Source organism: Clostridium malenominatum, assembly GCF_039521365.1.
GTDB classification, from domain to species: Bacteria; Bacillota; Clostridia; order Clostridiales; family Clostridiaceae; genus Clostridium_AW; species Clostridium_AW malenominatum.
Window position 1 is genome coordinate 441,215 of sequence record NZ_BAAACF010000001.1, and the last position, 26,417, is coordinate 467,631.

The following is a 26,417-nucleotide window of genomic DNA, read 5'->3' on the forward strand; positions in this document are numbered from 1 at the left end:
AGTGAGGTAATGAATATGAGAGATATTATAGTAGCAAAATTTGGCGGAAGTTCACTAGCAGATAGTAAGCAATTTGAAAAGGTGAAAAACATTATAGAAGATAATAAAAATAGAAAATTTATTGTTCCTTCAGCTCCAGGAAAAAGAAATAAAGAAGATCAAAAGATTACAGATTTACTTTACTTATGTCATGCCCATGTACAGCAGAACATTTCCTTTGATTATTTATTTCAAATTATAAGTGATAGATATTTAGAATTGGCAAGGGAGTTAAATGTAGATGTAGATATAAAATCACATTTACAGATTATAAAAAAGAATATTTCAGAAGGTGCTTCTGCAGATTATACTGCCAGTAGAGGTGAGTATTTGAATGGATTAATTTTAGCTAAATATTTGAACTATGAATTTATTGATCCAGCAGAAATAATTTGTTTTAAGGAAAATGGAGCTTTTAATGAAGAAAAGACTCAAATGGAGGTTAGCAAAAGATTAGAGACAATAGAACGTGGAGTCATACCAGGTTTTTATGGAGCTATGCCAAATGGTGAGATAAAAACTTTTTCTAGAGGAGGGTCAGATGTTACAGGCGCAATTATTGCAAGAGGAGCAGGAGCGGATATATATGAAAACTGGACAGATGTTTCAGGTTTTTTAATGGCAGACCCTAGAATAGTGGAAGATCCTAAAAATATAAGTGAAATAAGCTATAGAGAATTAAGAGAATTGTCTTATATGGGGGCTACGGTTCTTCATGAAGATGCAATTTTCCCAGTTAGAAAAGCTGGTATACCAATAAATATTAAAAACACTAATAGACCTGAAGATAAAGGCACATTAATTGTAAATGATTTAGATCCTATAAGCTATAGTAAAACCATTACTGGTATAGCTGGAAAAAAAGACTTTGCGGTAATTACTATAGAAAAAAACATGATGAATGCAGAGCAGGGGTATTGTAGAAAGGTTCTTTCTATTTTAGAAGATAATAATGTATCCTTTGAGCACATGCCATCAGGAGTTGATACTGTATCTCTAGTAATAGCACAAAGTCAATTAAATAGCAAGCTTGATAGAATTTTAAAGGAAATAGAGTTAAAATGTTGTCCAGATTCTATAGAAGTACATCCACATATGGCACAGATTGCTGTAGTTGGAAGAGGGATGTCTAGAACAATTGGTATATCTGCTAAAATATTTATGGCTTTAGCTAAAGAAAATATAAATGTAAGAATGATTAGCCAAGGTTCAAGTGAAATAAATATAATTATTGGAGTAGAGGACAATGATTTTGAAAGAGCTATAAAATCAATTTATAATGTATTTAATTAAAAGTATAAGAGGGGATTAAAATGAAAAGAGTAAATATTGGTCTTTTAGGATTTGGAAATGTAGGCAGAGGGGTTTGGACAATTGTAGAAGAAAATAGAGCTGAACTTAAAAAAAGGTCGGGTTATGATGTAAATATAACTAAAATTTTAGTTAGAGACATTAATAAGTATAGAGGGGTTAATGTACCCGAAGGAATTCTAACCACAAAATTTGAAGATATATTAGAAGACGATGAAATAGATATTGTAGTTGAAGTAATTGGTGGCATAGAGCCATCTGTAGACTATATGATAAGAAGTATGAAAAGAAAAAAACATGTAGTTACAGCTAATAAAATGGCTATAGCTACAAAGGGAAGTACTCTTTTAAAAACTTCTAACGAGGAAGCAGTAATGCTTTATTATGAAGGTAGTGTAGGAGGAGGTATTCCAATAATAAATGGATTAAATGAAAATTTGGTCGCTAATAAAATTGAAGAAGTTATTGGGATAATAAATGGAACTACAAACTATATTTTGACAAAAATGACTAGAGAAAACCTAAGCTTTGAAGATGCTTTAAAGGAAGCTCAAGAAAAGGGTTTTGCTGAGTCAGATCCTACTTCTGATGTAGATGCTTTCGACCCTATGTACAAAATATGTATATTATCTTCACTAGCTTTTGATACTGTTGTAAATGTAAATTCGATTTATAGAGAAGGTATAAGAGGGATTAAACCAATAGACATTGAGTATGCTAGGGAGCTTGGATATGTTATAAAATTACTTGGCATTGCAAAAAACGTGGAGGGCGAGTTAGAATTAAGAGTTCATCCAACTATGGTTCCAATTAATCATCCATTAGCCAATGTAAATGATTCTTTTAATGCGATTCTAGTTAAGGGTAATGCGGTAGGAGAGTTGATGCTATATGGAAGGGGAGCGGGGGATCTTCCAACAGGAAGTGCCGTTGTTAGTGATATTATTTCTATCTTAAGAAACAGAGATAATCCTCTATATTATTCTAAATTCGAAAATGGAACAGAGCCTCATGAATTAAGAGAGATAAATAAAGTAGAATGTGAATATTATATTAGAATGACTGTTAAAGATAAGCCAGGAGTTCTCGGAGAAGTATGTACTGTATTTGGTCATAATAATGTAAGTATGCTTTCTGTTATACAAAAGGGTAAAAGAGAAGAATGCGTGTCACTAGTATTTATGACCCATAACACTTTGGAGGGAAACATAAGAAAATCTATAGAAAAATTAGAGGGAAATAATGTAGTAGTTAAGGTTGAAAATATTATAAGAATAGAAAATTTAGGAATGGAATAAATAGAGGTGTATATTTTAATATCATATTTATGAAATAACTCATAAGATATAGTGCTAGTTATTTTAGTAGAGGGTGGTTTGTTGAAAATAGGAGTTATTTCAGATACGCATTTTACCAAGCGTAGCGAAGATATTCTTAAAATAATTGATAAGTATTTTAGCGATGTAGATATGATTATTCACGTTGGAGATTTTAACTCCCCAGAGGTTATAGATAATATTAGGAAGAAAAAGAAATTTGCTGGGGTATATGGTAATAATGACAGTAGCGGCGTAAAAGCATATTTAAGAGAAAAAGATATGATAAGTATAGAGGGTTATAAAATCGGCATGTATCATGGTCATGGGGATAAAAAAACTACTATGGATAGAGCTTATAATGAATTTAAGGATAGTAAAGTTGATATTATAATATTTGGCCACAGTCATAAACCTATTATTGAAACAAAAAACAAGATTTTAATGATTAATCCAGGATCTCCAACTAAAAAGTTAAAAGAAAGATGGTATTCCTACATTGTATTAGAATTAAGTAAAAAAAATATTGAAGCTAAGATGGTATTATTTTCAAAATAATAAAGAGAACAGTATAGAGATTTTATACTGTTCCCTTTATTTTAAAGTGGTTTCATGAACATTTGAGTCCAATAAGGCACTCCATTTTTATCTCTAGCTAAGCCTACTCCAATGTGAGTAAAATTAGCGCTTAGAATATTAGCTTTATGGCCAGGGGAGTTCATCCAACCATTCATTACTTCTTGAGGAGTTCTTTGTCCTTTAGCAATATTTTCCCCACCAGATGAAAATCTCATACCGAAGTTTTCCATCATAAAAAATGGAGAACCATAAGTAGGAGAGATGTGTGAAAAATAATTTTTATTTGCCATATCAGCAGACTTATATCTAGCAACTCTAGATAGTTCCCAATGAGCAGTAAGAGGTCTTAAGCCAACCTTACTTCTTTCGATATTAACTAATCTTATAACTTCTTTTTCTTGAGTTTTAACATCGGTCATGTTAGGAACTTGAATTTTTTGACCGGGGTAAATTAAACTAGGATTTTTAAGGGTAGGATTTAAGGAGATTAACTCTGATAATCCTACTTCGTTCTTAACAGCTATCTTCCACATGCTATCTCCGGGTTGTACTGTGTAAGTCAAAGGAGCGGCAATAACAGTGGAGGATAAAGCTACAGAAAATAAAAATGATGTCAATATTTTTTTAATCATTAATTATCACCTCTTATATTAGTGTGAAATATTAACGATTTTTTATGTCAAGCAAATGTTGTAAAATTGCAAAGCAAATTTTGCTTTGCAATTTTTTGAAACTTGAGAGGGTTCTAAAAGATATTACAAGTTCATCATTTCACATATATAAATTGTATTAATATGTTTGTTAGAATTCTTATATCCTACGTATATTAATATAATTTCAATTAATAGTATAAAGAGTAAAATAAATAAAAGTTTTTTAAACTTAGACATCTCCATCCCTCCCTAGTTTATTTTATGAGAAATGGAGTTTATAAAGAAGCAAATTATTTTTTCTTTCTTTTTTGTACTGAAAACCCAAATTTACCAATAGGTTTTTGAGGAATTGGAAAATATTCTCCATGGGAATAGCACATTAAGTCTCCATTTTGAAAATGTATTTTACCTTTCTCATCAATCAAATCCTCATCTACTCTAACGGATAAAACCTCTGCTAAAAATAAATCGTGGGAGCCTAAAGGTATTATTTCTTTCAATTTACATTCCAGCGCCACAGGGCATTCTTTTATCCCAGGAACTTTTACTTTTTCCGAATCTTCTAAGGTTAGGTTTAAATGTTTTATTTTATCTATATTTTTACCAGAGCGCACTCCACAAAAATCTACCTCTTTTACTAAAGATTTAGGAGGTAAATTTACTACGAATTCCTTTGTTTCTTTAATGTATTCATAAGATAATCGCTCAGGTCTTATAGATATGGTAATCATAGGAGGACGAGTACAAGCAGTTCCTACCCAACCAACAGTAAACACGTTATTTTTACCTTCTTTATTACTTGAAGTTACTAATACAACTGGAACTGGATTTAGCATAGCGCTACCTTTAAATGATACTTTAGTCATATTTATCAATCCTTTTTAATATTTTAATATGAATTACAAATAGTATTATATATTAAATAAAGGAATTTTTAAATGAGAGGAGAAATTAAACAGTATAAACCATTAAAATAATGGGGGTGATTTTCTTATGTATAATAGCAATTATATAACGCTTATGGTACAAAGTGGTTATAAGGTGTTTTGTTATTTTAATATTTCACCGCAGTATGTAGAGAAACTGAAAATAGAATATGGTGAAGAAAACACAAGAAATTACAAAAGAAAAATAAAAGTGTATAATGCAGATACTATGACAGAAGTAAAAACTATACATATAGACCCTTTTGCAGATAACTGGTATATAGATATGGAAGCAGGGGGAATTAGAATTGTGGTAGAGTTAATTTTAATTTTATCTAATGGTTATGAATTCAAGGTTGCAAAATCTAATATAGTAAATACCCCAAATACAAATTGATTGGAGGAATATTTATGAATAAAGGTTATGTGGCTATGCTTTTACACAGTCATATGCCTTATGTAAGGCACCCTGAAAAGGAGGATTCTTTAGAGGAAAGATGGCTTTTTGAAGGTATTAGTGAGTGTTATCTTCCTATGATCCAAGGTTATGAAAAATTAGTAGAAGAAAATATTGATTTTATGATAACAATGTCAATTACTCCAACCTTAATGTCTATGTTACTAGATCCATATTTAAATAAAAGATATAAAAATTACTTAAAACTATCAATTGAGTTATCAGAAAAAGAAATAATAAGAACAAGAGATGATAAGGAATTAAATAAAGTAGCTTACTTTTACCATGAAAGACTTAAAAGCTTATATTTTACATATAAAAGTTATGACTATAATATAATGAATGCTTTTAAAAGATTTGATAATCTAGGTGTTTTAGAAATAATTACATCTTCAGCAACTCATGGATTGCTTCCACTGTTAGATGTAAATATTGAAACTGTAAAAGCACAACTTTATCAAGGATTTAATCATTATAGCAAAAGTCTTGGACATGACCCAAAAGGAATATGGTTACCTGAATGCGCCTATAATTATAGTTTAGATAATATTTTAAAAGAGCTAGGATTAAAATATTTTATAATGGAAGGCAAAGGAGTAACTATGGCAACACCAAAGCCTATTTATGGCACAAATGCTCCTATTCGTACTGAAGGTGGTGTTTATGCTTTTGGAAGGGATGAGGAGTCTTCTAAGCAGGTTTGGAGTAGCTTTATAGGATATCCTGGGGATTGGGATTATAGAGAGTTTTACAGAGACATAGGATATGAATTGCCTTTGGATTATATAGAACCATATATTGACAAATCTGGTATAAGGATAGATACGGGAATAAAATACTATAGAATAACAAATAAATCAGACCACAAAGAATATTATAATAGGGAAAGAGCTATGGAAAAGGTGAAAAATCATAGTATGCATTTTTTAAATTCTAGAAGATGCCAAATTGAAGAAATATCAAAAAATATGAATAAACCTCCTATAATACTTTGTCCATATGATACAGAACTATTTGGTCATTGGTGGTTTGAAGGTCCTGATTTTATTTATAATTTTATTAAGGATTCTTATAGAGAAAATGTTAATTATAAATTAGTTACTCCTTCATATTATCTAGAAAATTATACTGAAGCGGAGGTGTGCAAGCCTAATCCTTCAACTTGGGGAGAAAATGGAGATTATTCAGTATGGATAAATCCTTCTAATGATTGGATGTACAGACATTTGCATTTTGCTGCTAGAAAAATGATAAATTTAGCCAATACATATAGTGATCCTACTGAATTAGAAGAAAGAGCTTTAAATCAAGCTGCTAGAGAGTTGATGCTAGCCGAATCTTCAGATTGGCCATTTATAATAAAAAACAATACTACCGCAGAGTATGCTTCAGAAAGGGTAAATACACATATCAATAGATTTAATGAATTATATAACGCAATAACAAAGGAAAATATAGATGAAAGTTATTTAGAAGATATTGAAAAGATGGATAACATATTTCCAGATATAGACTTTAGAATATATAGAAGTAATAAATAGAAAAATATCCTCAAAATGAGGATATTTTTTTTATTTCAGCATTTTTTTCCATAGCCATAAGAAGGGGAAGTCCTAAGCCGTAACAGCATAATAATTGGCCGAGACCTACTTGTAACATAGTTAAAAATAATGGCCATTTTAATGTATAATTCAACAGTAATCCAACTACTACCATGTTTATTAATACTGGAGGTAGAGGAGCCAAGTATTTTTTGTACTTCAAATCGCTCTTACCTATATAGTAGGTTAATATAGCAGCTAGTAGTGTTGCCAGAGAACCAAAAATGATATCTAGAGGTCCCACTGGACTTAATAAATTTGCTATAAGACAACCTATAAAAAGACCGTATATAGCAGATGATGAGAAAAAGGGTAAAATTGTTAAAGCTTCTGCTACCCTAAATTGAGAAGCTTGATAGCTCATAGGATAAGTTAAGTACATAGTAACCACTGCATAAATTGCAGCAATAATCGAGCTAATAACCAAGCTTTTGGTATTTTTTTTCATATTAAATTTCCTCCTCCATAGTTTTATTTAGGGACAGGATGGTTACGAACTGTCCATATTCCTTTTAAGAATACTCGTATATTTTAATACATGAAAAGACTTTAGTCAAATAGTTATTTTATTTTAATACAATATAAACTATAATTATTTATGTAGAGTATTTTAATTTAAAGGAGATTATTTAATGTTTGATTCAAATAAATATAAATTGTCCAACGGGATAGAGCTTATAACTACAAAGAAAGATACCCAAATCTTTTCTATACATGTTGGATTAAAAGTAGGATCTCTTTATGAAAAGAAATCCGAAAAGGGTATATCACACTTTGTTGAGCACATGATGTTTAAGGGTACTACGAAAAGAGATAATGAAAAATTAAACAGTGATTTAGAGGCTTTAGGGGGAGAATATAATGCTTATACAGACAATAACTGTACTGTATATAGTATTACTGCGTTAAAGGATGAATTTAATAGTACAATAGAAATATTAAGTGATATGATTAAAAATTCAATATTTCCAGAGGAAGAAATTGAAAAGGAAAGAGGAGTAATACTTGCAGAAATTAGGACAAGTAAGGATGATATAGAAGACTACAGCTTTAGTAGAATTAATGAGTTAGCTTTTAAAAAAAGCCCTCTTAAATATGACATATTAGGTACAGAAAAACATGTAAAAGCCTTTAGTAAAAATGAACTATTAAACTTTTATAAGCTTCATTACATACCTAATAATTGTTTTATATCTATAGTCTCGCCTTATGAGCATTCAGAAGTTTTTGATATGATAGAGAAATATTTTGGAGATTGGAAGGAAGGGAAGCTTCCTACAACTATTATTGCCACAGAAAAAAATATAGAAGAAACTTTTATTTCTTATAAAAATGATATAGAGCAAAGCACCATTATTTATCTTTATACCTTTCACGGCATAGACAAAAGAGGAGAACTTGCTCTAAGAGTGTTGAATCATAAGTTAGGTGATAGCAGTAATTCAATTCTTTTTAGAAAATTAAGAGAAGAGAAGGGGCTTGCTTACGATATATATACTAGTTTAGATACTACAAGTTATGTAAAAACCTTATATATATATACTTCCGTTGAAGAAGAAAAGATAGAAGAGAGTATAGAGGTTATAAATAATTGTATTAGGGATATAATTAATGAAAATATAGTTTTTGATGACAATACCATTGAATTGATGAAAAAGGTTTTAAAAACTGCTGTTGTATTTACTTTAGAGGATTCTACAGATTTAAGCAATTATGTTATTCATCAAATGATAGATGGAGATAATATTTATGAATTTATTGAGGATATGAAGGAATTAGATAACATTAAAAGAGAAGATATATATGAAATAAGTAGAAATGTATTAAAAGATGCTACTATTCACATATTAAAAAAGACTAAATAAATAGATGAGGAGTAGATATTTTGGGGTAATTACTAAAATTGAAATAGGAAAAAGAAATAAAAACAGAGTGAATATATATTTAGATGAGGAATTCGCTTTTGCTTGTAGTATGGAAATAGTTTATAGATATCATTTTAAAGAAGGCAAAGATATAGATTTACAAATTTTGGAGGAAGTAATAGAAGAAGATAACTATATTAAGGGTAAGAGCGATAGTTTGAAGTTTTTGGGAAAAAGTTACAAAACTCAAAAGCAAATATATGATAAACTATTAGATAAGGGGTATGATGTAAACACTATAAACAGAGTTATAGATTTTCTTGAAGAATACGATTTTGTGGATGATGAAAGATATGCTGAATTGTATATAAAGGAGAAAATGACTAAAGAGGGAACAAATAAAATAAAATTTTCTCTTTTAAGTAGAGGAATAAAGGAAGAAATAATCATGGAAAAGCTTGAGGAAATAGACTCTTCTGTGGGAGATGATGCGCTTTTAAAAGTAGCTGAAAGTAAATATAATCAAATAGTTAAAGGTGAAGATGATAAGAGAAAAATATATAAAAAATTAAGTGAATTTTTATTTAGAAAAGGATATGATTGGGAAAATATAAAGGGAGTTGTAAATAAGATATTAAAGATGGATTCTTATGATTGAGGTGGTTAAATGCCAAATATTAATCCTATTACAGCTTTGTTAACTATAATATTTTTATATCCAATAGTAAAAGGATTGCTATTTAAATTTTCTTCTAAGGATCTAAAAATAGACCTTGAAGAATTGAGTAAAACCCTTTCTTTTATTGTGGCTCTTTTTTTAGGAATATATTATGGAAGAAGAATATTTTTTAACCATGATGATGGGGTTTATAAAATTCTATATAATTTAATACCATCAGGAATTGTTAATTATATAGAGGATAAGCCCTTTGTAATTTATTTAATTTTAATTCCTATTTTGATGTTCATAATATATAAAATTACTTTTTTAGTTTTTCATCTATTCCATAGTATAACTTTTTATCCAATGTTAGATAATCTAGAAGACTATTTAAAAAGAAAAAATAATTTTTTTAAAAGTATAGCTGGGGCTTTATTTCAACTTCCAAGGGCGATAGCTTATTTATTATTTGTAACCTTAGTATTAAACTTATCTTCTATGTTTTATAAAAACGGGTTATTTAATCAGTATTTAAGTGATTCAAAAACCTATAATTATTTATGTTACAAGGTGGTTATACCAGTTACTAAATCAAAGCTAGCAAGTAAGTTACCTACTGTGATAAATAACTCTTTTAGAATAGTAATTAAAGAAGGTTCAAAGGACGTTTCTGAAAAGAATACCATAGTTTATTATAATGGAGTTACATTAAACGAAGGTATTAAATCAAATGATAGAATAAATGAATTTGCTAAAAGATTAGTATCTAAAGAAGAGAGTACTAAAAGTAAAGCAAAAATTATATATAACTGGGTAGGAAGTAATATAGTTTATGATTATGATAAAGCAGATAAAGTATTAAACAATGAGTTCAATATTAAATCTGGAGCTATATATGCTTTTGATACAAAGAAGGGGATATGTTTTGATTATGCCTGCCTGTTCGTGGCAATGTGCAGAGCAAATGGTATAAAGGTTAGGCTTATAACTGGAGAAGGATTTAATGGTGTGAGCTGGGTAAATCATGCATGGAATCAAGTATATATACCTGAAGAGGATGTATGGATAAATGTAGATTCTACTTTCTATAAGGGTGGAAACTATTTTGATAATAAAAGATTTGATACAGATCATAAAGAAGAGAAAATAGCTGGAGAATGGCAATGAAAAAGCTTGAGAGAATAAATCTCGCAAGCTTATTTTTTAGGTTTATTTTTTAAATTATTTACTATTAAATTTATGGCTTTCTCACAATCTTTATCATCATTATCTAAAGCCCAAGCCGTATTAAAATAAACTAAAGCTTTTTTATTGTCTTTAAGCATTGCATGACAGTAGCCTAAATTAAAATAATATTTACTATCTTCTTTTAAACTTACAGCACTCATTAAAAGGGGGATGGCCTCAGCATATTCCTTTAGTTTGATAAAACAAACGGCTGAATTATATAGAGATGCTGCTTCATTTTCCTTTGCTTCAATGGATTTTTGATATAAAAGTATAGCTTTTTTATAATCCTTTGAATTATAATAATCATTTGCTTTTTGAAAGAAATTCATCTGTAAACCTCCCTTAGTTCCCTAAACCTATGTGATACTTTATTTATATTGCTGAATTATGAAAAATATTACATTAGAGATACTATCCAAATTGGAGATTTAATATACATAGTTTTAAATTTTTACTACGCTTTAATAAGCTTTTTTTCTACAAAGGCTACTATTTCGTACATTATATAAGCTATTACAGATAGTATTATTATACTCATCATTACCATATCTAATTGAGAGATTTGCCCACCAAATATGATAAGAAATCCTAGACCTTCCTTTGCCACCAGAAATTCACCCATTATAACTCCTACCCAAGAGAGTCCTACATTTATTTTTAAAGCGGATATTAGTGTAGGAATGCATGCAGGTATTATAAGATTAAATAATATTTGCATCTTAGTAGCTCCAAAGGTTTTTAAAAGTTTTATTTTATCCACATCTACTTCTTTAAAACCATTAAGCACACTAATTATTGTAACTACCACAGATATTAATAAGGCAACCATAATAATTGCTTTCATGCCATTGCCAACCCAAAAGATTATTATAGGAGCTAAAGCTACCTTAGGAAGGGCGTTTAATACCACTAAATAAGGATCTAGAACCTTTGATAAAAAATCGGACCACCATAATAGTATAGCTACGAGGGTACCTAGTATTGTACCCAAAAGAAATCCTAAAACAGTCTCAAAACAAGTTATTCCAATGTGTAAAAATAGAGTTCCTTCATTATAAATCTTAAGAAAACTTCTCCACATCCTTGAAGGAGTACTAGTTAAGAAGGGGTCTATCCATTTTAGGTTACCGGATATTTCCCAAAGTGCAAAAAAGCATATAAGTATTAATATTCTAGTAAAAAGTATGCTACGATTAAATTTCTTGATATTATTAACATAAATTTCATGTTCTTTTCTAAAATCAATCATTGCTGTAAATTCAACTCCTTCCACAACATGTTAAAGTAAGTTCTAAACTCTGGAGCTTCTCTACACTTTAGGGGAGAAATACTTTCAATACAAAAGTCCATTTTAAACTCTTTTTTTACCTTAGCAGGTCTATTAGATAACACTATAATTCTATCGGACATGGATATGGCTTCCGACAAATCATGAGTCACCATTAATACAGTCTTCTTCTCAGTTTTTAATATCTTATATATTTCGTCACTAACATTTAAACGAGTTTGATAATCTAAGGCAGAAAAAGGTTCATCTAAAAGCAATACTTGTGGACTTAAAGCTAGAGTTCTAATGAGAGCGGCTCTTTGCCTCATACCTCCAGATAGCTCTTTGGGATAGTGATTTCTAAAATCCCAAAGATTATAATTTTTAAGCAGTTGTATTACCTTTAGACTATTCTCATCGTTTAACTTGTTCTGTATTTTTAGTCCAAGATTTACGTTCTGGAGAACTGTTAACCACTCAAATAAATGATCTTTTTGAAACATGTATCCAACCTTAGGAGAAACATTTGTTACTAGTTCACCATCTATATATACTTCTCCAGAAGAGGGTTTCAAAAGACCAGCTATAATATTTAATACAGTAGATTTGCCACAGCCAGAAGGACCAACAATACTTACAAATTCTCCACTTTCTACGGAGAAGTTAATATTATCTAGTGCCCTGGTGGAATTTTCTAAGGTGTGGTAATTCATATAAACTTCCTTAATATCTACTTTCATTTCAATCAACTCCTATCATACTAGACTTAAAGGAATTATAGTCTAGTATATGAAGAAAGGTAACATAGTGTTAAAGACTTTTAATATTATGAAAAATGATTTATAATTAGTATATAAAAACATTGCTGTCATTTTATTTAATATTCTATAAATTATATCCATATATTTATATAAGTAAAATTTCATATGACAATTATTATATTAAAAAAGGTGATATGATCATGAAAGGATTATTACATTTAGGTTTAGATGTAGGTTCAACCACAGTTAAGGTAGTTTTGTTAGACGGTAATGATAAAATTCTTCATAGTAAATACGAAAGACATTTTTCTGATATTAAAAGTACCATAATTAAAGTTATGGATGAGATTTTTACTCTATTTCCAGAGGAAAAGGTAACTATTAAGGTAACAGGTTCTGGTGGACTAGGAGTATCTGCTTGGCTAGAAATACCCTTCATTCAAGAAGTAATTGCATGTACTAAGACTATTGAAAAACTTATACCTATGACAGATGTAGCTATAGAACTTGGTGGAGAGGATGCGAAAATAACATTTTTTAGAGGTGGCATAGACCAAAGGATGAATGGTACATGTGCTGGAGGTACAGGTGCCTTTATTGACCAAATGGCAACACTTCTTCAAACGGATGCTAGTGGACTAAATGAATTAGCTAAAAACTATAAAACCATTTATCCTATTGCAGCCAGATGTGGAGTTTTTGCAAAGACGGATATTCAACCTTTGCTAAATGAAGGGGTAAGAAAAGAGGATATAGCAGCGTCAATATTTCAGTCTGTTGTAAATCAAACAATTAGTGGACTTGCTTGCGGAAAGGTGATAAGAGGAAATATTGCTTTTTTAGGAGGACCTTTATACTTTTTATCAGAACTAAGGAATAGATTTATAGAAACTTTAAAACTTAAAAAAGAGCAGATTATTTTTCCGAAAAACTCTCAACTATTTGTGGCTATGGGAGCGGCTATGGCTTCGAAGGAAGAAAAAGTAGTTTGTTTAAAAGAGCTTATAGATAGGCTTCATGTAATTACACAAAAACTTGATGAAGATATTAATAGACTAACTCCATTATTTAAAAATAGAGAAGAAATAAATAAATTTAACAAGAGACATTACTCATATAAAATAGGAAGAAAAGAATTAGAAAACTTTAAAGGTAAATGTTATTTAGGAATAGATGCAGGATCTACTACTACTAAGGTTACTCTTATTGATGATGATGGGGATTTATTGTATTCACATTATGGAAGTAATAAGGGAAATCCTCTTAATTCCACTATAGAGGTTTTAAAAGCGATGTATAACATAATACCAAAGGAAGCAGAGATAGTAAACTCTGCTGTTACAGGGTATGGGGAGGGATTAATAAAAGAAGCTTTGTGTGTTGACGAGGGTGAAGTTGAAACTATTGCTCATTATAAGGGAGCAGAGTTTTTTTTGCCTGGAGTAGAGTTTATATTAGATATTGGTGGACAAGATATGAAGTGTCTTAAAATTAAAGATGGAACCATTGATAGCATTATGCTAAACGAAGCCTGTTCGTCAGGATGTGGTTCTTTTATAGAAACATATGCACACTCTTTAAATATTAATATAGGAGAGTTTGCAAAGGCTTCTTTAGAGAGCAATAATCCTGTGGATCTTGGAACTAGATGTACTGTGTTTATGAATTCCAAGGTAAAGCAAGCCCAAAAAGAGGGGGCTACCATAGGAGACATTTCATCAGGATTATGTTATTCAGTTATTAAAAATGCTCTGTACAAGGTAATTAGAATAAAAGGCTCTGAGGATTTGGGCAAAAAAGTTATAGTACAAGGAGGAACTTTTTATAATGATGGTGTCCTAAGAGCGTTTGAAATAGTATCTGGCATAGAACCTGTGAGACCAAATATAGCAGGAGTAATGGGAGCTTTTGGAGCAGCTTTGATTGCAAAGGAAAGATATCTGGAAGGTTACAAATCTAAGTTGGCTACTATAGAGGAGCTCTATAAATTTAGTTCTGCCGTTACTATGAGAAGATGTACTTTATGTAGTAACCAGTGTTTGTTAACTGTGAATAGCTTCGCAGAAGGAAGAGAATTTGTATCTGGTAACAGATGTGAAAGAGGAGAAGGGAAAGAAAAGATTAAAGAAGAGTTACCGAACCTTTATAAATATAAACTTCAAAGATTATTTAGCTATAAACCTTTGAGAAAAAGTGAAGGAATTAGAGGAATAGTTGGTATTCCAAGAGTATTAAATATGTATGAAAATTATCCATTTTGGTTTACTTTTTTTACTAGTTTAAAATATAGAGTGGAACTGTCACCTATTTCTTCAAAAAAAATATATGAGTTGGGTATGGAAACCATACCTTCGGAATCTGCCTGCTATCCAGCAAAGTTAGTTCATGGACATATAGTAAGTCTAGTTAATAAAGAGGTAGATTTTATATTTTATCCATGTATTCCCTTTGAACAAAAGGAAGATAGGGGAGCTAATAATCATTTCAATTGCCCTATGGTTACTTCTTATCCTGAAGTTATAAAAAACAATATGGATATATTAAAGGATAAAAATGTTGTTCTAATGAATCCTTTTTTACCCTTAGATAATAAAAATAAATTAATTGAAAGACTTTATGAGGAATTTAATTATAAAGGTATAACTAAAGAGGAAGTAATAATAGCCGTAAATAAAGCCTACGAGGAAGATAGAATATTCAAGGAAGACATTAGAAAAAAGGGAGAAGAGGTATTAGAGTATTTAAAAGCGACAAGTAAGATGGGAATTATCCTTGCGGGAAGACCATACCATGTTGATCCAGAAATAAATCATGGCATACCAGAATTAATAAATTCTTTCAATATGGCAGTTTTAACGGAGGACTCAGTAGCTCATTTAGGGCATGTAGAAAGGCCTTTAAGGTCAGTAGATCAATGGATGTATCATACTAGGTTATATGCTGCAGGAACCTTTGTAGCTAAGGAAAAAAATATAGAACTTATACAATTAAACTCTTTTGGCTGTGGATTAGATGCCGTGACTACAGATCAGGTTGCAGAGATACTTAATAGCTACGGTAAAATATATACAGTTTTAAAGATTGACGAAGGTAGTAATTTAGGAGCTGTTAAAATTAGAATTAGATCTTTAATGGCAGCGCTTAAAGAAAGAAAAGATAAAGGATTCATTCCAAAGAAGATAAAATTTCCTTCAAAAAGAATTATTTTCACTGAAGAAATGAGAAGAGAACATACTATATTATGTCCTCAAATGGCACCTATACATTTCGAATTAGTTCAAGAAGTATTTAAAAGTTCAGGTTATAATTTGGAAATTTTACCTTCTGTAGATAAAGGGGCCATAGAAGAAGGGTTAAAATATGTAAATAACGATGCGTGCTATCCTTCAATAATTGTAATAGGTCAAATTATTGAAGCATTAAAATCTGGTAAATATGATATTAACAACACTTCTGTTATAATGTCACAGACAGGAGGAGGGTGCAGAGCCACAAATTATATAGGTTTTTTGAGGAAGGCTCTAAAAGAAGCAGGCTTTGAAAATGTACCAATAATATCTGCTAATGTTATTGGTATAGAAAAGAATCCGGGATTTAAATTATCATTACCATTAGTTAATAAAGCGTTAATGGCCTTAGTATATGGAGATTTACTTATGAGATTGCTCTATAAGGTAAGACCCTATGAAGAGATTCCAGGTTCAGCAAATGCTTTATATAATAAATGGATGAAAATATGCAAAAGGAATGTGAGAAGTGGAAACTTTATAGAGTACAAAATAAATATATCTGATATGGTAATTGAATTTGATAATTTAAAACTAAAAGATGTGATTAAACCAAAAGTTGGAGTAGTAGGAGAAATATTGGTAAAGTTTCACCCTACTGCAAACAATGATGTAGTTTCTATTTTGGAAAAAGAAGGAGCAGAAGTTGTAGTTCCAGATCTTTTAGACTTCTTCATGTATAGTGCTTATGGAGCTAATTTTAGATATTATAAATTATCTGGTTCCAAAGTAACTAAAGTTATTTCAAATTCTGCTATAAAAATTATGGAGTTTTACAGAAAAGATGCAAGAAAGGCTTTAAAAGAGAGCGATAGATTTTATCAGCCAGAAAAGATAGAAACTTTGGCGGAGATGGCCTCTCAGGTTGTATCTGTTGGTAATCAAACAGGGGAAGGATGGTTACTCACAGCTGAAATGATTGAGCTTATAGAAACCGGGGTGAAAAATATTGTATGTATGCAACCTTTCGCTTGCTTACCTAATCATGTAACGGGAAAAGGAATGATTAAAGAGTTAAAAACTATATATCCTGGAGCTAATATTGCTGCAATAGATTATGACCCTGGTGCTAGTGAGGTCAATCAGTTAAATAGAATCAAATTAATGATGGCTGTTGCAAATAAAAACTTACAGTATGAAAGTACAATTGCTCCTAATATTAATAAGGAAGTAATTGTTCAAAAATACTTAAATAATTTTAATATAAATTATTAATAAAAAAGAAGAACCTAAAGTCAGGTTCTTCTTTTTTGCATTATTTACCGAATATATTAATAAATGCTGTTATAACAATTGCGTTAGTGAAGTCTATTAAGAAAGCACCAACTATTGGTAGTACGAAGAATGCTCTAGGAGCATCGCCGTATCTTTCAACAACAGCTCTCATGTTAGCTATTCCGTTTGGAGTAGCTCCCATACCAAATCCACAGTGACCAGCAGACATAACTGCAGCGTCAAAGTCTCTTCCTACAAGGTTAAATGTTATAAAGTATGCAAAGGCAGCCATTAATAATGTTTGAGAAACTAATATTATTAGTAATGGACCTGCTACTGCAGCAAGTTCCCAAAGCTTTAATCCAACTAAAGCCATGGATAGGAAAACATTTAATCCTATGGAACCAAGGATGTCTGTACATGTTGTATTGATTTTTAATTTTCCAGTAGATTCACCAACGTTAAGGATTATAGCAGCTATAATCATTGAGTTAACGTAGGATGGTAATGTTATACCCATTTTTACGAATTGTTTTTCTAAAACAGCACCGATACCGATTGATATTAAAATTATTGCTAGTGTTCCAAATAGTGAATTATAATCAACTACTTCATCTTTTGTAACTGTTTCAGTAGCAGATTTACCAACAGCTGTTGATTTTAATCCTTTACCTTCAATTAATTTCTTACCAAGAGGTCCTCCGATTAAGGAACCCATAACAAGTCCGAAAGTAGCAGCAGCCATTGCTGTAGTAGTTGCACCTACGAATCCAAAATCTTTTTCAAATATTGGACCAAAAGCTCCACCAGTACCATGTCCACCTGTCATAGTTACTGAACCTGCGATTAATCCTAATAATGGATGTTGGCCAAGTAATTTAGCTAATCCTACTCCAAGAGCATTTTGGAAAACTGTTAATAAAGAAGCGATTAACCAGAAAACAACAACCTGAAGTCCACCTTTTTTAACAAGATCAAGACTAGCTCCAAGTCCAATAGATGTAAAGAATACCATCATAAAAGGCTTTTGTAATGATGTATCCAATGTTAATTCTAAAATTCCATTTTGTTTTAAGATAAGGTTTACAATTGCGAAAATAAGTCCTCCTACAACTGGAGCTGGAATACAAAACTTTTCAAGAAAAGAAACTTTAGTTTTTACCCAGGCACCAAAGTAGTAAATAACTACAGCAAGAGCTACAGTTTGCATCATGTCAAGTTTAATGTTCATAATAAGTCCACCTTTCAAATTATAATAGCTTGGTTAATTAATCCATTAGTTCAATGGTATAATTGACTAAGCTTTCACAAAACATATATTATCACAATATTTTAAGGAGTTCAACAATAAAATATTGTAATATGACAAAACAATCAATAAAAATGGCTAATATTGTAATATTTTTGGCACATATTACAATATAATAATAATATATTCAATAAAGATATGAACATATTAGATGTTTATTAAATACAGTTATTTCAATAGTTTGAGTTAAATTAAAATAAAAAAAGTTGTTGGAAAAACCAACAACTTTTTTATTTTAAAAAATATTTTTAATATTATTTACCAAACATATTAGCAAATGTAGTTATTATCAATGCGTTAGTAAAGTCTATTAAGAAAGCACCAACTATTGGTAATACGAAGAATGCTCTTGGAGCTTCACCGAATCTTTCAGTTACAGCTCTCATGTTAGCTATTCCATTAGGAGTAGCTCCCATACCGAATCCACAGTGACCAGCTGATATAACTGCAGCATCAAAGTCTCTTCCAACTAAGTTGAAAGTTACAAAGTAAGCAAAAGCAGCCATTAATAATGTTTGAGTTATTAAGATTACTAAAAGTGGTCCTGCTACTGCAGCAAGTTCCCAAAGTTTTAATCCAACTAAGGCCATGGATAAGAATACATTTAGTCCTATAGAACCAATAATGTCTGTACAAGCTTGATTAATGTGCCATTTTCCAGTGGATTCACCAACGTTAAGAATAATAGCAGCTATAATCATTGAGTTAACGTAGGATGGTAATGTTATACCCATCTTTACGAATTGTTTTTCTAAAACAGCACCAACACCGATTGATATTAATATTATTGCTAATGTTCTAAATATTTCACTATAGTCAACAACTTCTTCTTTAGTTTCAACTTTTAAATCCTTTGGATTTACAGCAGCAGCATTTGATTTTAAACCTTTAGACTCAATTAACTTCTTACCAATAGGTCCACCTATTAATGAACCCATAACAAGTCCGAAAGTAGCAGCAGCCATTGCAGTAGTAGTAGCTCCTACAAAACCAAAGTCTTTTTCAAACACTGGTCCGAAAGCTCCACCAGTACCATGTCCACCTGTCATAGTTACTGAACCTGCGATTAATCCTAGTAATGGATGTTGTCCCAAAGCTTTAGCTAAAGCAACTCCTATTCCATTTTGGAATATACATAGTAGGGAAGCAACCATCCAGAATATAAATACCTGAATTCCGCCTTTTTTAACAAGTTCTAAGCTTGCACCCATACCTATGGATGTAAAGAACACCATCATGAATGGTTTTTGTAGTGTTGTGTCAAGAACTAGCTTTAACGCTCCACTTTGATATAAGAATAAATTTAGTATTGAAAATATAAGTCCTCCTACAACTGGAGCAGGTATACAGAATCTTTCTAGAACTGCTACCTTTGTTTTTACCCATGCACCGAAGTAATAAATTACAACAGCTAGGGCAGTGGTTTGCATCATGTCCAATTTAATTTCCATAATAAGTCCACCTTTCAATTAAAAAAATTTTGTAATGAAAACGTTTTTCGTTACAAATTTAATTATATATAAACTCAATATAAAAATCAATGAAAAAATTAAATAAAATGAAAATTTTGCAATAAAGAATAGTCTTTTTATTTAATTTTTAATATATTAAAATTTTTTAAAAAACTTTAATAAAATTATAAATATTAAAATAAAAATAATGTCGTAAAAAGACCAGATATCATTTTTATAATATCTGGTCTTTCGTAGTATTTATATTATTTACTGAAGATATTTGCGAAGGTTGTAATGACAATTGCGTTAGTGAAGTCTATTAAGAAAGCACCAACGATTGGTAGTACGAAGAATGCTCTAGGAGCATCGCCGTATCTTTCGACTATAGCTCTCATGTTAGCTATTCCATTTGGAGTAGCTCCCATACCAAATCCACAGTGTCCTGCAGATATAACTGCAGCATCGTAATCTCTACCAACAAAGTTAAAGGTTACAAATGTTGCAAAAGCAGCCATTAATATTGTTTGAGCTATTAAGATTAATGCCATTGGTCCTGCGACGTCTGCAAGTTCCCAAAGTTTTAATCCAACTAGAGCCATAGATAAGAATACATTTAATCCTATGGAACCTATAATGTCTGTGCATTTTTGGTTGATGTGCCACTTTCCAGTTGATTCACCAATGTTAAGGATAATAGCAGCTATAATCATGGAATTAACGTAGGATGGTAATGTAATACCCATCTTTACGAATTGTTTTTCTAAAACAGCACCAACACCTATTGAAACTAATATTATAGTTAAAGTTCTAAATATTTCAGTATAATCAACAGCTTCTTCTTTTGCAGTAATGGAGTCAGTTGATTTATAAGCAGTTACATTTGGTTTCAAGCCTTTACTTTCGATTATTCTTCTTGCAACTGGTCCACCTATTAAGGAACCCATGATTAGTCCGAAAGTAGCAGCTGCCATTGCTGATGTTGTAGCCCCTACAAAACCGAAGTCTTTTTCAAACACTGGTCCGAAAGCTCCGCCGGTACCATGTCCACCTGTCATAGTTACTGAACCTGCGATTAGTCCTAATAGAGGATTAGCGCCAACTGCTTTAGCTATAGCCACACCGATACCGTTTTGGAATACTGTTAGCACAGTAGCTATTAACCAGAATATAACAACCTGGATTCCACCTTTTTTAATTAGGTTGATACTTGCTCCCATACCTATGGAAGTAAAGAACACCATCATAAATGGTTTCTGTAATGTAGTATCTAGAGCTAGCTTAACTGCTCCGCTTTGTCTTAAAAATAAATTTAATATTGCGAAAATAAGTCCTCCAACAACTGGAGCTGGAATGCAGAACTTTTCAAGTACTGCCATTTTGCTCTTTACCCAAACACCAAAGTAGTAAATAACTACGGCTAGGGCAGTGGTTTGCATCATGTCTAATTTAATTTCCATAATAAGTCCACCTTTCGAATATAAAATTTGTACTGAAAACGTTTTTCGGTACAAGCTTATTATATAAAATGTTAGAGTAAAAAGCAATTGAAATATTTGAAAAAATGAAGGATTTAATAACGAACTTTTAATTTTTGGATAAAGTTAAAAAATATTAAAATTAAATAAATAAGCATAAATGTTTTTCGGTAAAAGTTTATTTGAATAAAATTAAATTGAAAAATACCTGGTTAAACCTTGAAATAAAAGAAGTTGAGGAGTAATGATTTTTAGTAAAGAATACTTATAAAGTGTTGTTTTGTTATAATTTATATAGATTCTGAAAGGAAATAATGATAAGTATAACTTGACAAAATGAATGAATTTAAAATCATTCCTTCATTTTGGGTTATTAAAAAGAAAAGGGGTGGCATTAATGTTTTATTATGCCACCCCTTTTCTTTATTTCTTTTCTTCCATGATTTTTTTAGAGAATTTGTTGTCTATTAATACGTTAAAAGGAGGTCTTTCTGGAATTAAGTCTTTGTTATAGGACTGAATAACATCCATTAATCTAGTATAGTCCTCTTCATTTACTAAAGGATTTTCTGCGTAAGCGTTTATTTTTTTATAATTAGATATTACATTTGTAATTACTTTTTCATCAGTACCAGGGAAGAAAGAGATAATCTCTTTTGCAATAGCGTCGTCGCTATTTGATAAAACCCACTGTTGTCCTTTGTATATTGCTTTTAAAAACCTTAAGATTAAATCTTCGTTTTTATCTAAATAGGACTTGGTGGCAAAGAAACAAGTGTAGGAAATAGCTCCAGCTGATTCTCCAATAGATGCAACGATGCTACCTGAATTGTCAATTTCTAGCATTGTTGCAGTAGGTTCAAATAGTGCCACATAATCTCCTGTACCACTTTTGAAAGCTCCAGCAGTGGCTGTAAAAGCAAGATTTGTAATAAGTTCCACGTCTTTACTTGGATCTAAGCCATGCTTCTTAAGTACGTACTCTAATGCCATTTCTGGAACTCCGCCAGGTCTTCCCCCTATTATAGTCTTACCCCTTAAGCTTTCCCAAGTGAAATTATCCTCTTTCTTTCTTCCTACTAAGAAAGAACCATCTCTTTGAGTTAATTGAGCAAACACTATAGGCAAGTCTTCTCTTTTCTGATTATAAATATAAATATTTTGTTCAGGTCCCGCAAAACCGATATCAACGCTGCCACTCAAAACTTGTTGCATGGTTTTATCTGCACCTTGACCTGTGGTAAGTTCGATATCAATTCCTTGTTCTTTGAAGAAACCTTTATTTATTGCAACATACATAGGAGCATAGAAAACAGAGCGGACAACTTCATTTAAACGAACTTTTTCTATCTTTTTAACTTCGGTTTTTTTACAAGAAATTAATAGTGTAGATACCATTATTAGTGAAATAAATAAAGAACTTATTCTAAAATATTTTTTTCCCATTTTACCCTCCATTTATTAATTTATCTACTTTATACTATGATTTGAAATATATAATGTGATAATATTATTATAAAAACCTAATTGGAGTGATTGGTTTGAAGAAATATTTTAAGGCACTTATTTTATTTTCTATAGGTATGATGATTTTATTTGGATTTAATCTATTTATATATTATAAAGATAAAACAGAAGATAAGAGCTCTTATGCTGTGGTAAGGGTAGCTGGAGATGAAAACTTTCCTCCTTTTGAATATATAGATGAAAGTGGAGTGTATACTGGATTTAATGTAGATATTATAAGGGCCATAGCTTTAGTAAGTGGTGTTGAAGTTCAGTTTTATCCTATGAGATGGGAGGAAGCCTGTGAAAAGTTAACTAAAGGTGAAATAGACTTAATACAAGGTATGAAGTATACTACTGAAAGAGCTAAAGATTATGATTTCACTGAAGGGTATATTCAAAATTCACAATCAATATTCGTATTAGAAAACAATCTTTTAATAACCTCATATGAAAGTTTAACTGGCCATGCGGTAGCTATACAAAAAGGGGATGTGGCTATAAATAACTTAAGAAGCCTTAAGGATGTAGATGTTGTATTTACAAATAATCAAGAGGAGGCCTTTGTTAAGTTATTAGAGGGAGAAGTAGAAGCAATTATTTGTAACACCTTAACGGGAGTGAATTATTTAGATAAATTAAAAGTAAGAAATAAGATAAAAATAGTAGATATACCTCTTAACTATACAGATTATTCTATTGCAATAAAAAAAGGTGATACTAGGCTTTTAAAGATTATGAATAGGGGATTAAGAGAAATTAAAGATAATGGAACCTATGAAACTATATATAGGAAATGGTTTGGCAATACTAATGATTATCCTACCTGGTATGTAAAAAATATCATGAAGATTTCACTGGTGGGAGGGATGGTTTTCATGATAGCTTTTTTGCTGTTCTACTTATGGAATGATATATTGAAAGAAGAGGTCAAAAAGCAAACTTATAGGTTAGAGCAGGTTAATGCAGATTTAGTCAGAAAAAATGACTATATTAAGGAAGAAAAAGATTTTAGAGAATGGATATTGAACAGTATATATAGTGGCATTATTACTATAAATAGTGATGGCGAGATAACTTTTATTAATGACATTGCTTTAAAGATTTTAAAGATTAAAATGGAAGAGTTGATTAATATGAATGTAGAAGACACTCTTATTAATGAAATATTTCCTGTGGGAGAAAAAGCAAATTCTAATGAATTAAAAGAAATTTATATAAATGAAAGAAAAATATATATTAATTATCGAATTAATATAATAGGTGGAAAAAATCAATATTATAATGAAACTATAATTAGCTTTAGAGATATTACAGAGGAGAAGTTAATGCATGAAACTATAAAAACTAGAGATAAAATGGATTCATTAGGTACTTTATTATCTGGTATAGCCCACGAAATAAGAAATCCACTTACATCTATAAAAACTTATGCAGAATTATTGCCCAAGAAATATGAAAATCCTAAATTTAGAGAAATGATATCGTTAGATATACCAAAGGAAATTGAAAGATTGAATAACTTGATAAATGATTTATTAGAATATTCTAAACCGAGAAAGCCTTTTAAAGAAGAAGTTTCTTTATTGAATACTGTTGAGAGTTTATTAAGATTAATTAAAGACAAAATAGATAGAAATTTAATAAAGATAAATATAAACATTAATGAGGATATCGTTGTGTTTATTGATAAAAATCAGCTAAGACAAGTATTGATTAATTTAATGTTAAATTCAATAGAAAGTATGAATAAAGAAGAAAAAATTATTAATATAGATTGCAAGATAGATAGAAAGGGCGTAATTCTATATCTATCTGATAATGGACATGGCATAGATGAAAAAGATATGGATAAGGTATATAACCCTTTTTTCACTACAAAAGCAACGGGTACTGGTTTAGGGCTTTTTGTAACCTATAAACTGCTAATGGAGAACGGGGTGGATATTCAAATAGAAAGCATAAAAGAGGTGGGAACAACCTTTAAATTATATTTTAAAAAGGAAGGAGAGGATGAGGATGTTTAAATTACTTATTATTGATGATGAGAACTCCATTTGCTCGTCTCTTAGCTTTGCTCTAGAAGATAATTATAAAATTTTCACGTCAAGAAATTCAAGGGAAGCTGAGGATATAATACTTAAAGAAACTATAAATATTGTGCTTTTGGATTTAAGATTAGGTGACGAAGATGGTCTAGAAATATTAAAAAGAATAAAAAACATAAATAAAGAAGTTGTAGTAATAATAATGACAGCTTTTGGTACTATAGAATCTTCTGTAAAAGCTATGGCAGAGGGGGCTTTTTATTACATAACTAAACCCATTAATATTGAAGAATTAAATTTATTATTACTAAAGTGTGAAGAATACATTGAATTAAATAGTAAGATTAAGCATTTGAGCAACCAAATAAATGATAATTCCATGTATGGTAAATATAACATAATAGGAAAATCTAAAAAAATTTTAGGAGTATTTGATATTATAGATAGAGTAAAAGATATTGACATTAATATATTAGTTACAGGAGAAAGTGGAACGGGAAAAGATTTAGTTGCTAGAGCTATTCATTATAATGGAAAAAGAAAGGATAAACCTTTTAATGTTATTAATTGTTCAGCTATTCCTGATAACTTATTGGAAAGTGAATTATTTGGGTATAAAAAAGGAGCTTTTACAGGGGCTGTGGAAGATAAAAAAGGTATAATAGAAAGCTCTAATGGTGGAACACTATTTTTGGATGAAATAGGAGATATGGATATAAATTTGCAAACAAAGCTACTTAGAGTAATACAAGAAAAGGAAATAAGGCCTATAGGTGAAAGTCATAGTAGGAATGTAGATGTTAGGTTTATAGCGGCGACTAATAAAGATTTAAAGGAAGAGGTTAAAAAAAATAGATTTAGACAAGACTTATATTATAGATTAAATGTAATAGACATACAATTACCTGCGCTAAGAGAAAGGAAGGAAGATATAGCTACACTTATAGAATATTTCATTAAAAAATTCAATAGTAAAATGGAGAAAAGTGTTAAGGGGATTACAGCGAAAGCGCTGCACAGATTGGAAAACTATTATTTTCATGGAAACATTAGAGAACTTCAAAATATAATTGAAAGAGCCATTGTTTTAAACGAAGGGCAATATATTGAATTAGAAGACTTACCTGAAGAGATTTTATATAAGGAAAATATTGTACAAGAGGAAAATGATTTGATACCCATATATGTAGGTGAAGATATGAAATCCATAGAAAAAAAGGTCATAGAGCATACTTTAATCAAATATGAAGGAAATAGAAAAAGAACTGCTGAGATATTAAATATAGGGGAGAGAACCTTAAGATATAAAATAAAGGAATACAAACTTTGATTAGAGTCGATAAAAAAATAAAAATATACTTATTGAGAAAATAAAAATTTTTTAATTATATATAAAAAGCTAGACGATTTAAAGACGAATAAAGGTTATAATGTAATTGTAAGAAAGTTATAAAAAT

The 26,417-nt window shown here is 30.4% G+C and carries 22 protein-coding genes; 11 read left to right on the forward strand and 11 right to left on the reverse strand.

The annotated features are described in order from the left end of the window. The first annotated feature begins 15 nt into the window (after positions 1-15). The 3 genes from ABDZ69_RS02290 (at position 16) to ABDZ69_RS02300 (ending at position 3,224) form a co-directional block, all read left to right on the forward strand. Positions 16-1,332, forward strand: a complete 1,317-nt coding sequence (locus ABDZ69_RS02290; protein WP_343766053.1) for an aspartate kinase — start codon at positions 16-18, stop codon at positions 1,330-1,332. A 20-nt stretch (positions 1,333-1,352) separates the two neighbouring features. Continuing rightward, positions 1,353-2,648 (forward strand): homoserine dehydrogenase, encoded by a 1,296-nt coding sequence (locus tag ABDZ69_RS02295; RefSeq protein ID WP_343766056.1) that lies wholly within the window; start codon positions 1,353-1,355, stop codon positions 2,646-2,648. 81 nt (positions 2,649-2,729) lie between these two features. After that, a complete protein-coding gene (locus ABDZ69_RS02300; RefSeq protein WP_343766058.1) occupies positions 2,730-3,224 on the forward strand; it encodes a metallophosphoesterase family protein in 495 nt (164 codons plus the stop codon). 41 nt (positions 3,225-3,265) lie between these two features. Here the strand turns inward: ABDZ69_RS02300 and safA are convergent, their stop codons facing one another. The 3 genes from safA to ABDZ69_RS02315 form a co-directional block, all read right to left on the reverse strand. Continuing rightward, positions 3,266-3,877 carry a SafA/ExsA family spore coat assembly protein gene (safA, locus tag ABDZ69_RS02305; protein ID WP_343766060.1) on the reverse strand — a complete coding sequence of 204 codons (612 nt, stop codon included), beginning with the start codon at positions 3,875-3,877 and terminating at the stop codon, positions 3,266-3,268. A gap of 123 nt (positions 3,878-4,000) precedes the next feature. Beyond that, on the reverse strand, positions 4,001-4,135 hold the full coding sequence (locus ABDZ69_RS02310) for a hypothetical protein (protein ID WP_343766063.1): 135 nt from the start codon (positions 4,133-4,135) through the stop codon (positions 4,001-4,003). Between the two features lie 53 nt (positions 4,136-4,188). Then, positions 4,189-4,764, reverse strand: coding sequence for a flavin reductase family protein (locus ABDZ69_RS02315; protein ID WP_343766066.1), 576 nt, complete (start codon positions 4,762-4,764; stop codon positions 4,189-4,191). Between the two features lie 127 nt (positions 4,765-4,891). On the opposite strand from ABDZ69_RS02315, the gene ABDZ69_RS02320 reads away from it, so the two are divergent. Together ABDZ69_RS02320 and ABDZ69_RS02325 are read left to right on the forward strand one after the other, a co-directional pair. Further along, complete coding sequence (locus tag ABDZ69_RS02320; RefSeq protein ID WP_343766069.1) at positions 4,892-5,221, forward strand: DUF4912 domain-containing protein; 330 nt, start codon at positions 4,892-4,894, stop codon at positions 5,219-5,221. 14 nt (positions 5,222-5,235) lie between these two features. Then, on the forward strand, positions 5,236-6,822 hold the full coding sequence (locus tag ABDZ69_RS02325) for a glycoside hydrolase family 57 protein (RefSeq protein WP_343766072.1): 1,587 nt from the start codon (positions 5,236-5,238) through the stop codon (positions 6,820-6,822). A 10-nt stretch (positions 6,823-6,832) separates the two neighbouring features. Here the strand turns inward: ABDZ69_RS02325 and ABDZ69_RS02330 are convergent, their stop codons facing one another. Continuing rightward, the gene (locus ABDZ69_RS02330) at positions 6,833-7,330 is read right to left on the reverse strand and encodes a QueT transporter family protein (RefSeq protein WP_343766074.1); all 498 of its coding nucleotides are present in this window, start codon (positions 7,328-7,330) and stop codon (positions 6,833-6,835) included. A 184-nt stretch (positions 7,331-7,514) separates the two neighbouring features. On the opposite strand from ABDZ69_RS02330, the gene ABDZ69_RS02335 reads away from it, so the two are divergent. The 3 genes from ABDZ69_RS02335 to ABDZ69_RS02345 are packed head-to-tail and all read left to right on the forward strand — an operon-like array spanning position 7,515 to position 10,575. Further along, on the forward strand, positions 7,515-8,747 hold the full coding sequence (locus ABDZ69_RS02335) for a M16 family metallopeptidase (protein ID WP_343766077.1): 1,233 nt from the start codon (positions 7,515-7,517) through the stop codon (positions 8,745-8,747). 4 nt (positions 8,748-8,751) lie between these two features. After that, a complete protein-coding gene (gene recX / locus ABDZ69_RS02340) occupies positions 8,752-9,405 on the forward strand; it encodes a recombination regulator RecX (RefSeq protein ID WP_343766080.1) in 654 nt (217 codons plus the stop codon). A gap of 9 nt (positions 9,406-9,414) precedes the next feature. Further along, a complete protein-coding gene (locus tag ABDZ69_RS02345) occupies positions 9,415-10,575 on the forward strand; it encodes a transglutaminase-like domain-containing protein (RefSeq protein ID WP_343766082.1) in 1,161 nt (386 codons plus the stop codon). Positions 10,576-10,604: 29 nt separating this feature from the next. Here the strand turns inward: ABDZ69_RS02345 and ABDZ69_RS02350 are convergent, their stop codons facing one another. The 3 genes from ABDZ69_RS02350 to ABDZ69_RS02360 all read right to left on the reverse strand — a co-directional run bounded on the left by ABDZ69_RS02350 (position 10,605) and on the right by ABDZ69_RS02360 (position 12,645). Next, positions 10,605-10,967 carry a tetratricopeptide repeat protein gene (locus ABDZ69_RS02350; RefSeq protein ID WP_343766084.1) on the reverse strand — a complete coding sequence of 121 codons (363 nt, stop codon included), beginning with the start codon at positions 10,965-10,967 and terminating at the stop codon, positions 10,605-10,607. Between the two features lie 125 nt (positions 10,968-11,092). Then, entirely contained in the window at positions 11,093-11,887 is a 795-nt protein-coding gene (locus tag ABDZ69_RS02355) for an ABC transporter permease (protein ID WP_343769561.1), read from the reverse strand. Next, positions 11,884-12,645, reverse strand: a complete 762-nt coding sequence (locus tag ABDZ69_RS02360; RefSeq protein ID WP_343766086.1) for an ABC transporter ATP-binding protein — start codon at positions 12,643-12,645, stop codon at positions 11,884-11,886. The genes ABDZ69_RS02355 and ABDZ69_RS02360 overlap by 4 nt, the downstream gene beginning before the upstream one ends. A gap of 221 nt (positions 12,646-12,866) precedes the next feature. Between ABDZ69_RS02360 and ABDZ69_RS02365 the strand changes: the two genes are divergently transcribed. Then, the gene (locus ABDZ69_RS02365) at positions 12,867-17,168 is read left to right on the forward strand and encodes an acyl-CoA dehydratase activase-related protein (protein WP_343766088.1); all 4,302 of its coding nucleotides are present in this window, start codon (positions 12,867-12,869) and stop codon (positions 17,166-17,168) included. A gap of 40 nt (positions 17,169-17,208) precedes the next feature. Here the strand turns inward: ABDZ69_RS02365 and gltS (ABDZ69_RS02370) are convergent, their stop codons facing one another. The 4 genes from gltS (ABDZ69_RS02370) to ABDZ69_RS02385 form a co-directional block, all read right to left on the reverse strand. Continuing rightward, complete coding sequence (gene gltS / locus ABDZ69_RS02370) at positions 17,209-18,399, reverse strand: sodium/glutamate symporter (RefSeq protein WP_343766090.1); 1,191 nt, start codon at positions 18,397-18,399, stop codon at positions 17,209-17,211. A 332-nt stretch (positions 18,400-18,731) separates the two neighbouring features. Next, the gene (gene gltS, locus ABDZ69_RS02375) at positions 18,732-19,928 is read right to left on the reverse strand and encodes a sodium/glutamate symporter (protein ID WP_343766092.1); all 1,197 of its coding nucleotides are present in this window, start codon (positions 19,926-19,928) and stop codon (positions 18,732-18,734) included. 266 nt (positions 19,929-20,194) lie between these two features. Then, a complete protein-coding gene (gene gltS, locus ABDZ69_RS02380) occupies positions 20,195-21,388 on the reverse strand; it encodes a sodium/glutamate symporter (RefSeq protein ID WP_343766094.1) in 1,194 nt (397 codons plus the stop codon). Between the two features lie 441 nt (positions 21,389-21,829). Continuing rightward, positions 21,830-22,852: an ABC transporter substrate-binding protein gene (locus ABDZ69_RS02385; RefSeq protein ID WP_425544620.1), complete on the reverse strand. Its 1,023-nt coding sequence runs from the start codon at positions 22,850-22,852 to the stop codon at positions 21,830-21,832. 95 nt (positions 22,853-22,947) lie between these two features. Here ABDZ69_RS02385 and ABDZ69_RS02390 point away from each other — a divergent pair, with 95 nt between their 5' ends. Next, positions 22,948-24,939: a transporter substrate-binding domain-containing protein gene (locus tag ABDZ69_RS02390; protein ID WP_343766096.1), complete on the forward strand. Its 1,992-nt coding sequence runs from the start codon at positions 22,948-22,950 to the stop codon at positions 24,937-24,939. Further along, positions 24,932-26,290, forward strand: coding sequence for a sigma-54-dependent transcriptional regulator (locus tag ABDZ69_RS02395; RefSeq protein WP_343766098.1), 1,359 nt, complete (start codon positions 24,932-24,934; stop codon positions 26,288-26,290). The genes ABDZ69_RS02390 and ABDZ69_RS02395 overlap by 8 nt, the downstream gene beginning before the upstream one ends. Positions 26,291-26,417: the final 127 nt, after the last annotated feature.

Coding starts and splice junctions, on each gene's coding strand:
- ABDZ69_RS02385 (WP_425544620.1), bottom strand. CDS start 22,852: ATGGGAAAAAAATATTTTAGAATAAGTTCTTTATTTATTTCACTAATA.
- ABDZ69_RS02355 (WP_343769561.1), bottom strand. CDS start 11,887: ATGATTGATTTTAGAAAAGAACATGAAATTTATGTTAATAATATCAAG.
- recX (WP_343766080.1), top strand. CDS start 8,752: ATGAGGAGTAGATATTTTGGGGTAATTACTAAAATTGAAATAGGAAAA.
- ABDZ69_RS02350 (WP_343766084.1), bottom strand. CDS start 10,967: ATGAATTTCTTTCAAAAAGCAAATGATTATTATAATTCAAAGGATTAT.
- gltS (WP_343766094.1), bottom strand. CDS start 21,388: ATGGAAATTAAATTAGACATGATGCAAACCACTGCCCTAGCCGTAGTT.
- ABDZ69_RS02320 (WP_343766069.1), top strand. CDS start 4,892: ATGTATAATAGCAATTATATAACGCTTATGGTACAAAGTGGTTATAAG.
- ABDZ69_RS02325 (WP_343766072.1), top strand. CDS start 5,236: ATGAATAAAGGTTATGTGGCTATGCTTTTACACAGTCATATGCCTTAT.
- ABDZ69_RS02395 (WP_343766098.1), top strand. CDS start 24,932: ATGTTTAAATTACTTATTATTGATGATGAGAACTCCATTTGCTCGTCT.
- ABDZ69_RS02330 (WP_343766074.1), bottom strand. CDS start 7,330: ATGAAAAAAAATACCAAAAGCTTGGTTATTAGCTCGATTATTGCTGCA.
- ABDZ69_RS02360 (WP_343766086.1), bottom strand. CDS start 12,645: ATGAAAGTAGATATTAAGGAAGTTTATATGAATTACCACACCTTAGAA.
- gltS (WP_343766092.1), bottom strand. CDS start 19,928: ATGGAAATTAAATTGGACATGATGCAAACCACTGCCCTAGCTGTTGTA.
- gltS (WP_343766090.1), bottom strand. CDS start 18,399: ATGAACATTAAACTTGACATGATGCAAACTGTAGCTCTTGCTGTAGTT.
- ABDZ69_RS02310 (WP_343766063.1), bottom strand. CDS start 4,135: ATGTCTAAGTTTAAAAAACTTTTATTTATTTTACTCTTTATACTATTA.
- safA (WP_343766060.1), bottom strand. CDS start 3,877: ATGATTAAAAAAATATTGACATCATTTTTATTTTCTGTAGCTTTATCC.
- ABDZ69_RS02315 (WP_343766066.1), bottom strand. CDS start 4,764: ATGACTAAAGTATCATTTAAAGGTAGCGCTATGCTAAATCCAGTTCCA.
- ABDZ69_RS02295 (WP_343766056.1), top strand. CDS start 1,353: ATGAAAAGAGTAAATATTGGTCTTTTAGGATTTGGAAATGTAGGCAGA.
- ABDZ69_RS02290 (WP_343766053.1), top strand. CDS start 16: ATGAGAGATATTATAGTAGCAAAATTTGGCGGAAGTTCACTAGCAGAT.
- ABDZ69_RS02335 (WP_343766077.1), top strand. CDS start 7,515: ATGTTTGATTCAAATAAATATAAATTGTCCAACGGGATAGAGCTTATA.
- ABDZ69_RS02365 (WP_343766088.1), top strand. CDS start 12,867: ATGAAAGGATTATTACATTTAGGTTTAGATGTAGGTTCAACCACAGTT.
- ABDZ69_RS02345 (WP_343766082.1), top strand. CDS start 9,415: ATGCCAAATATTAATCCTATTACAGCTTTGTTAACTATAATATTTTTA.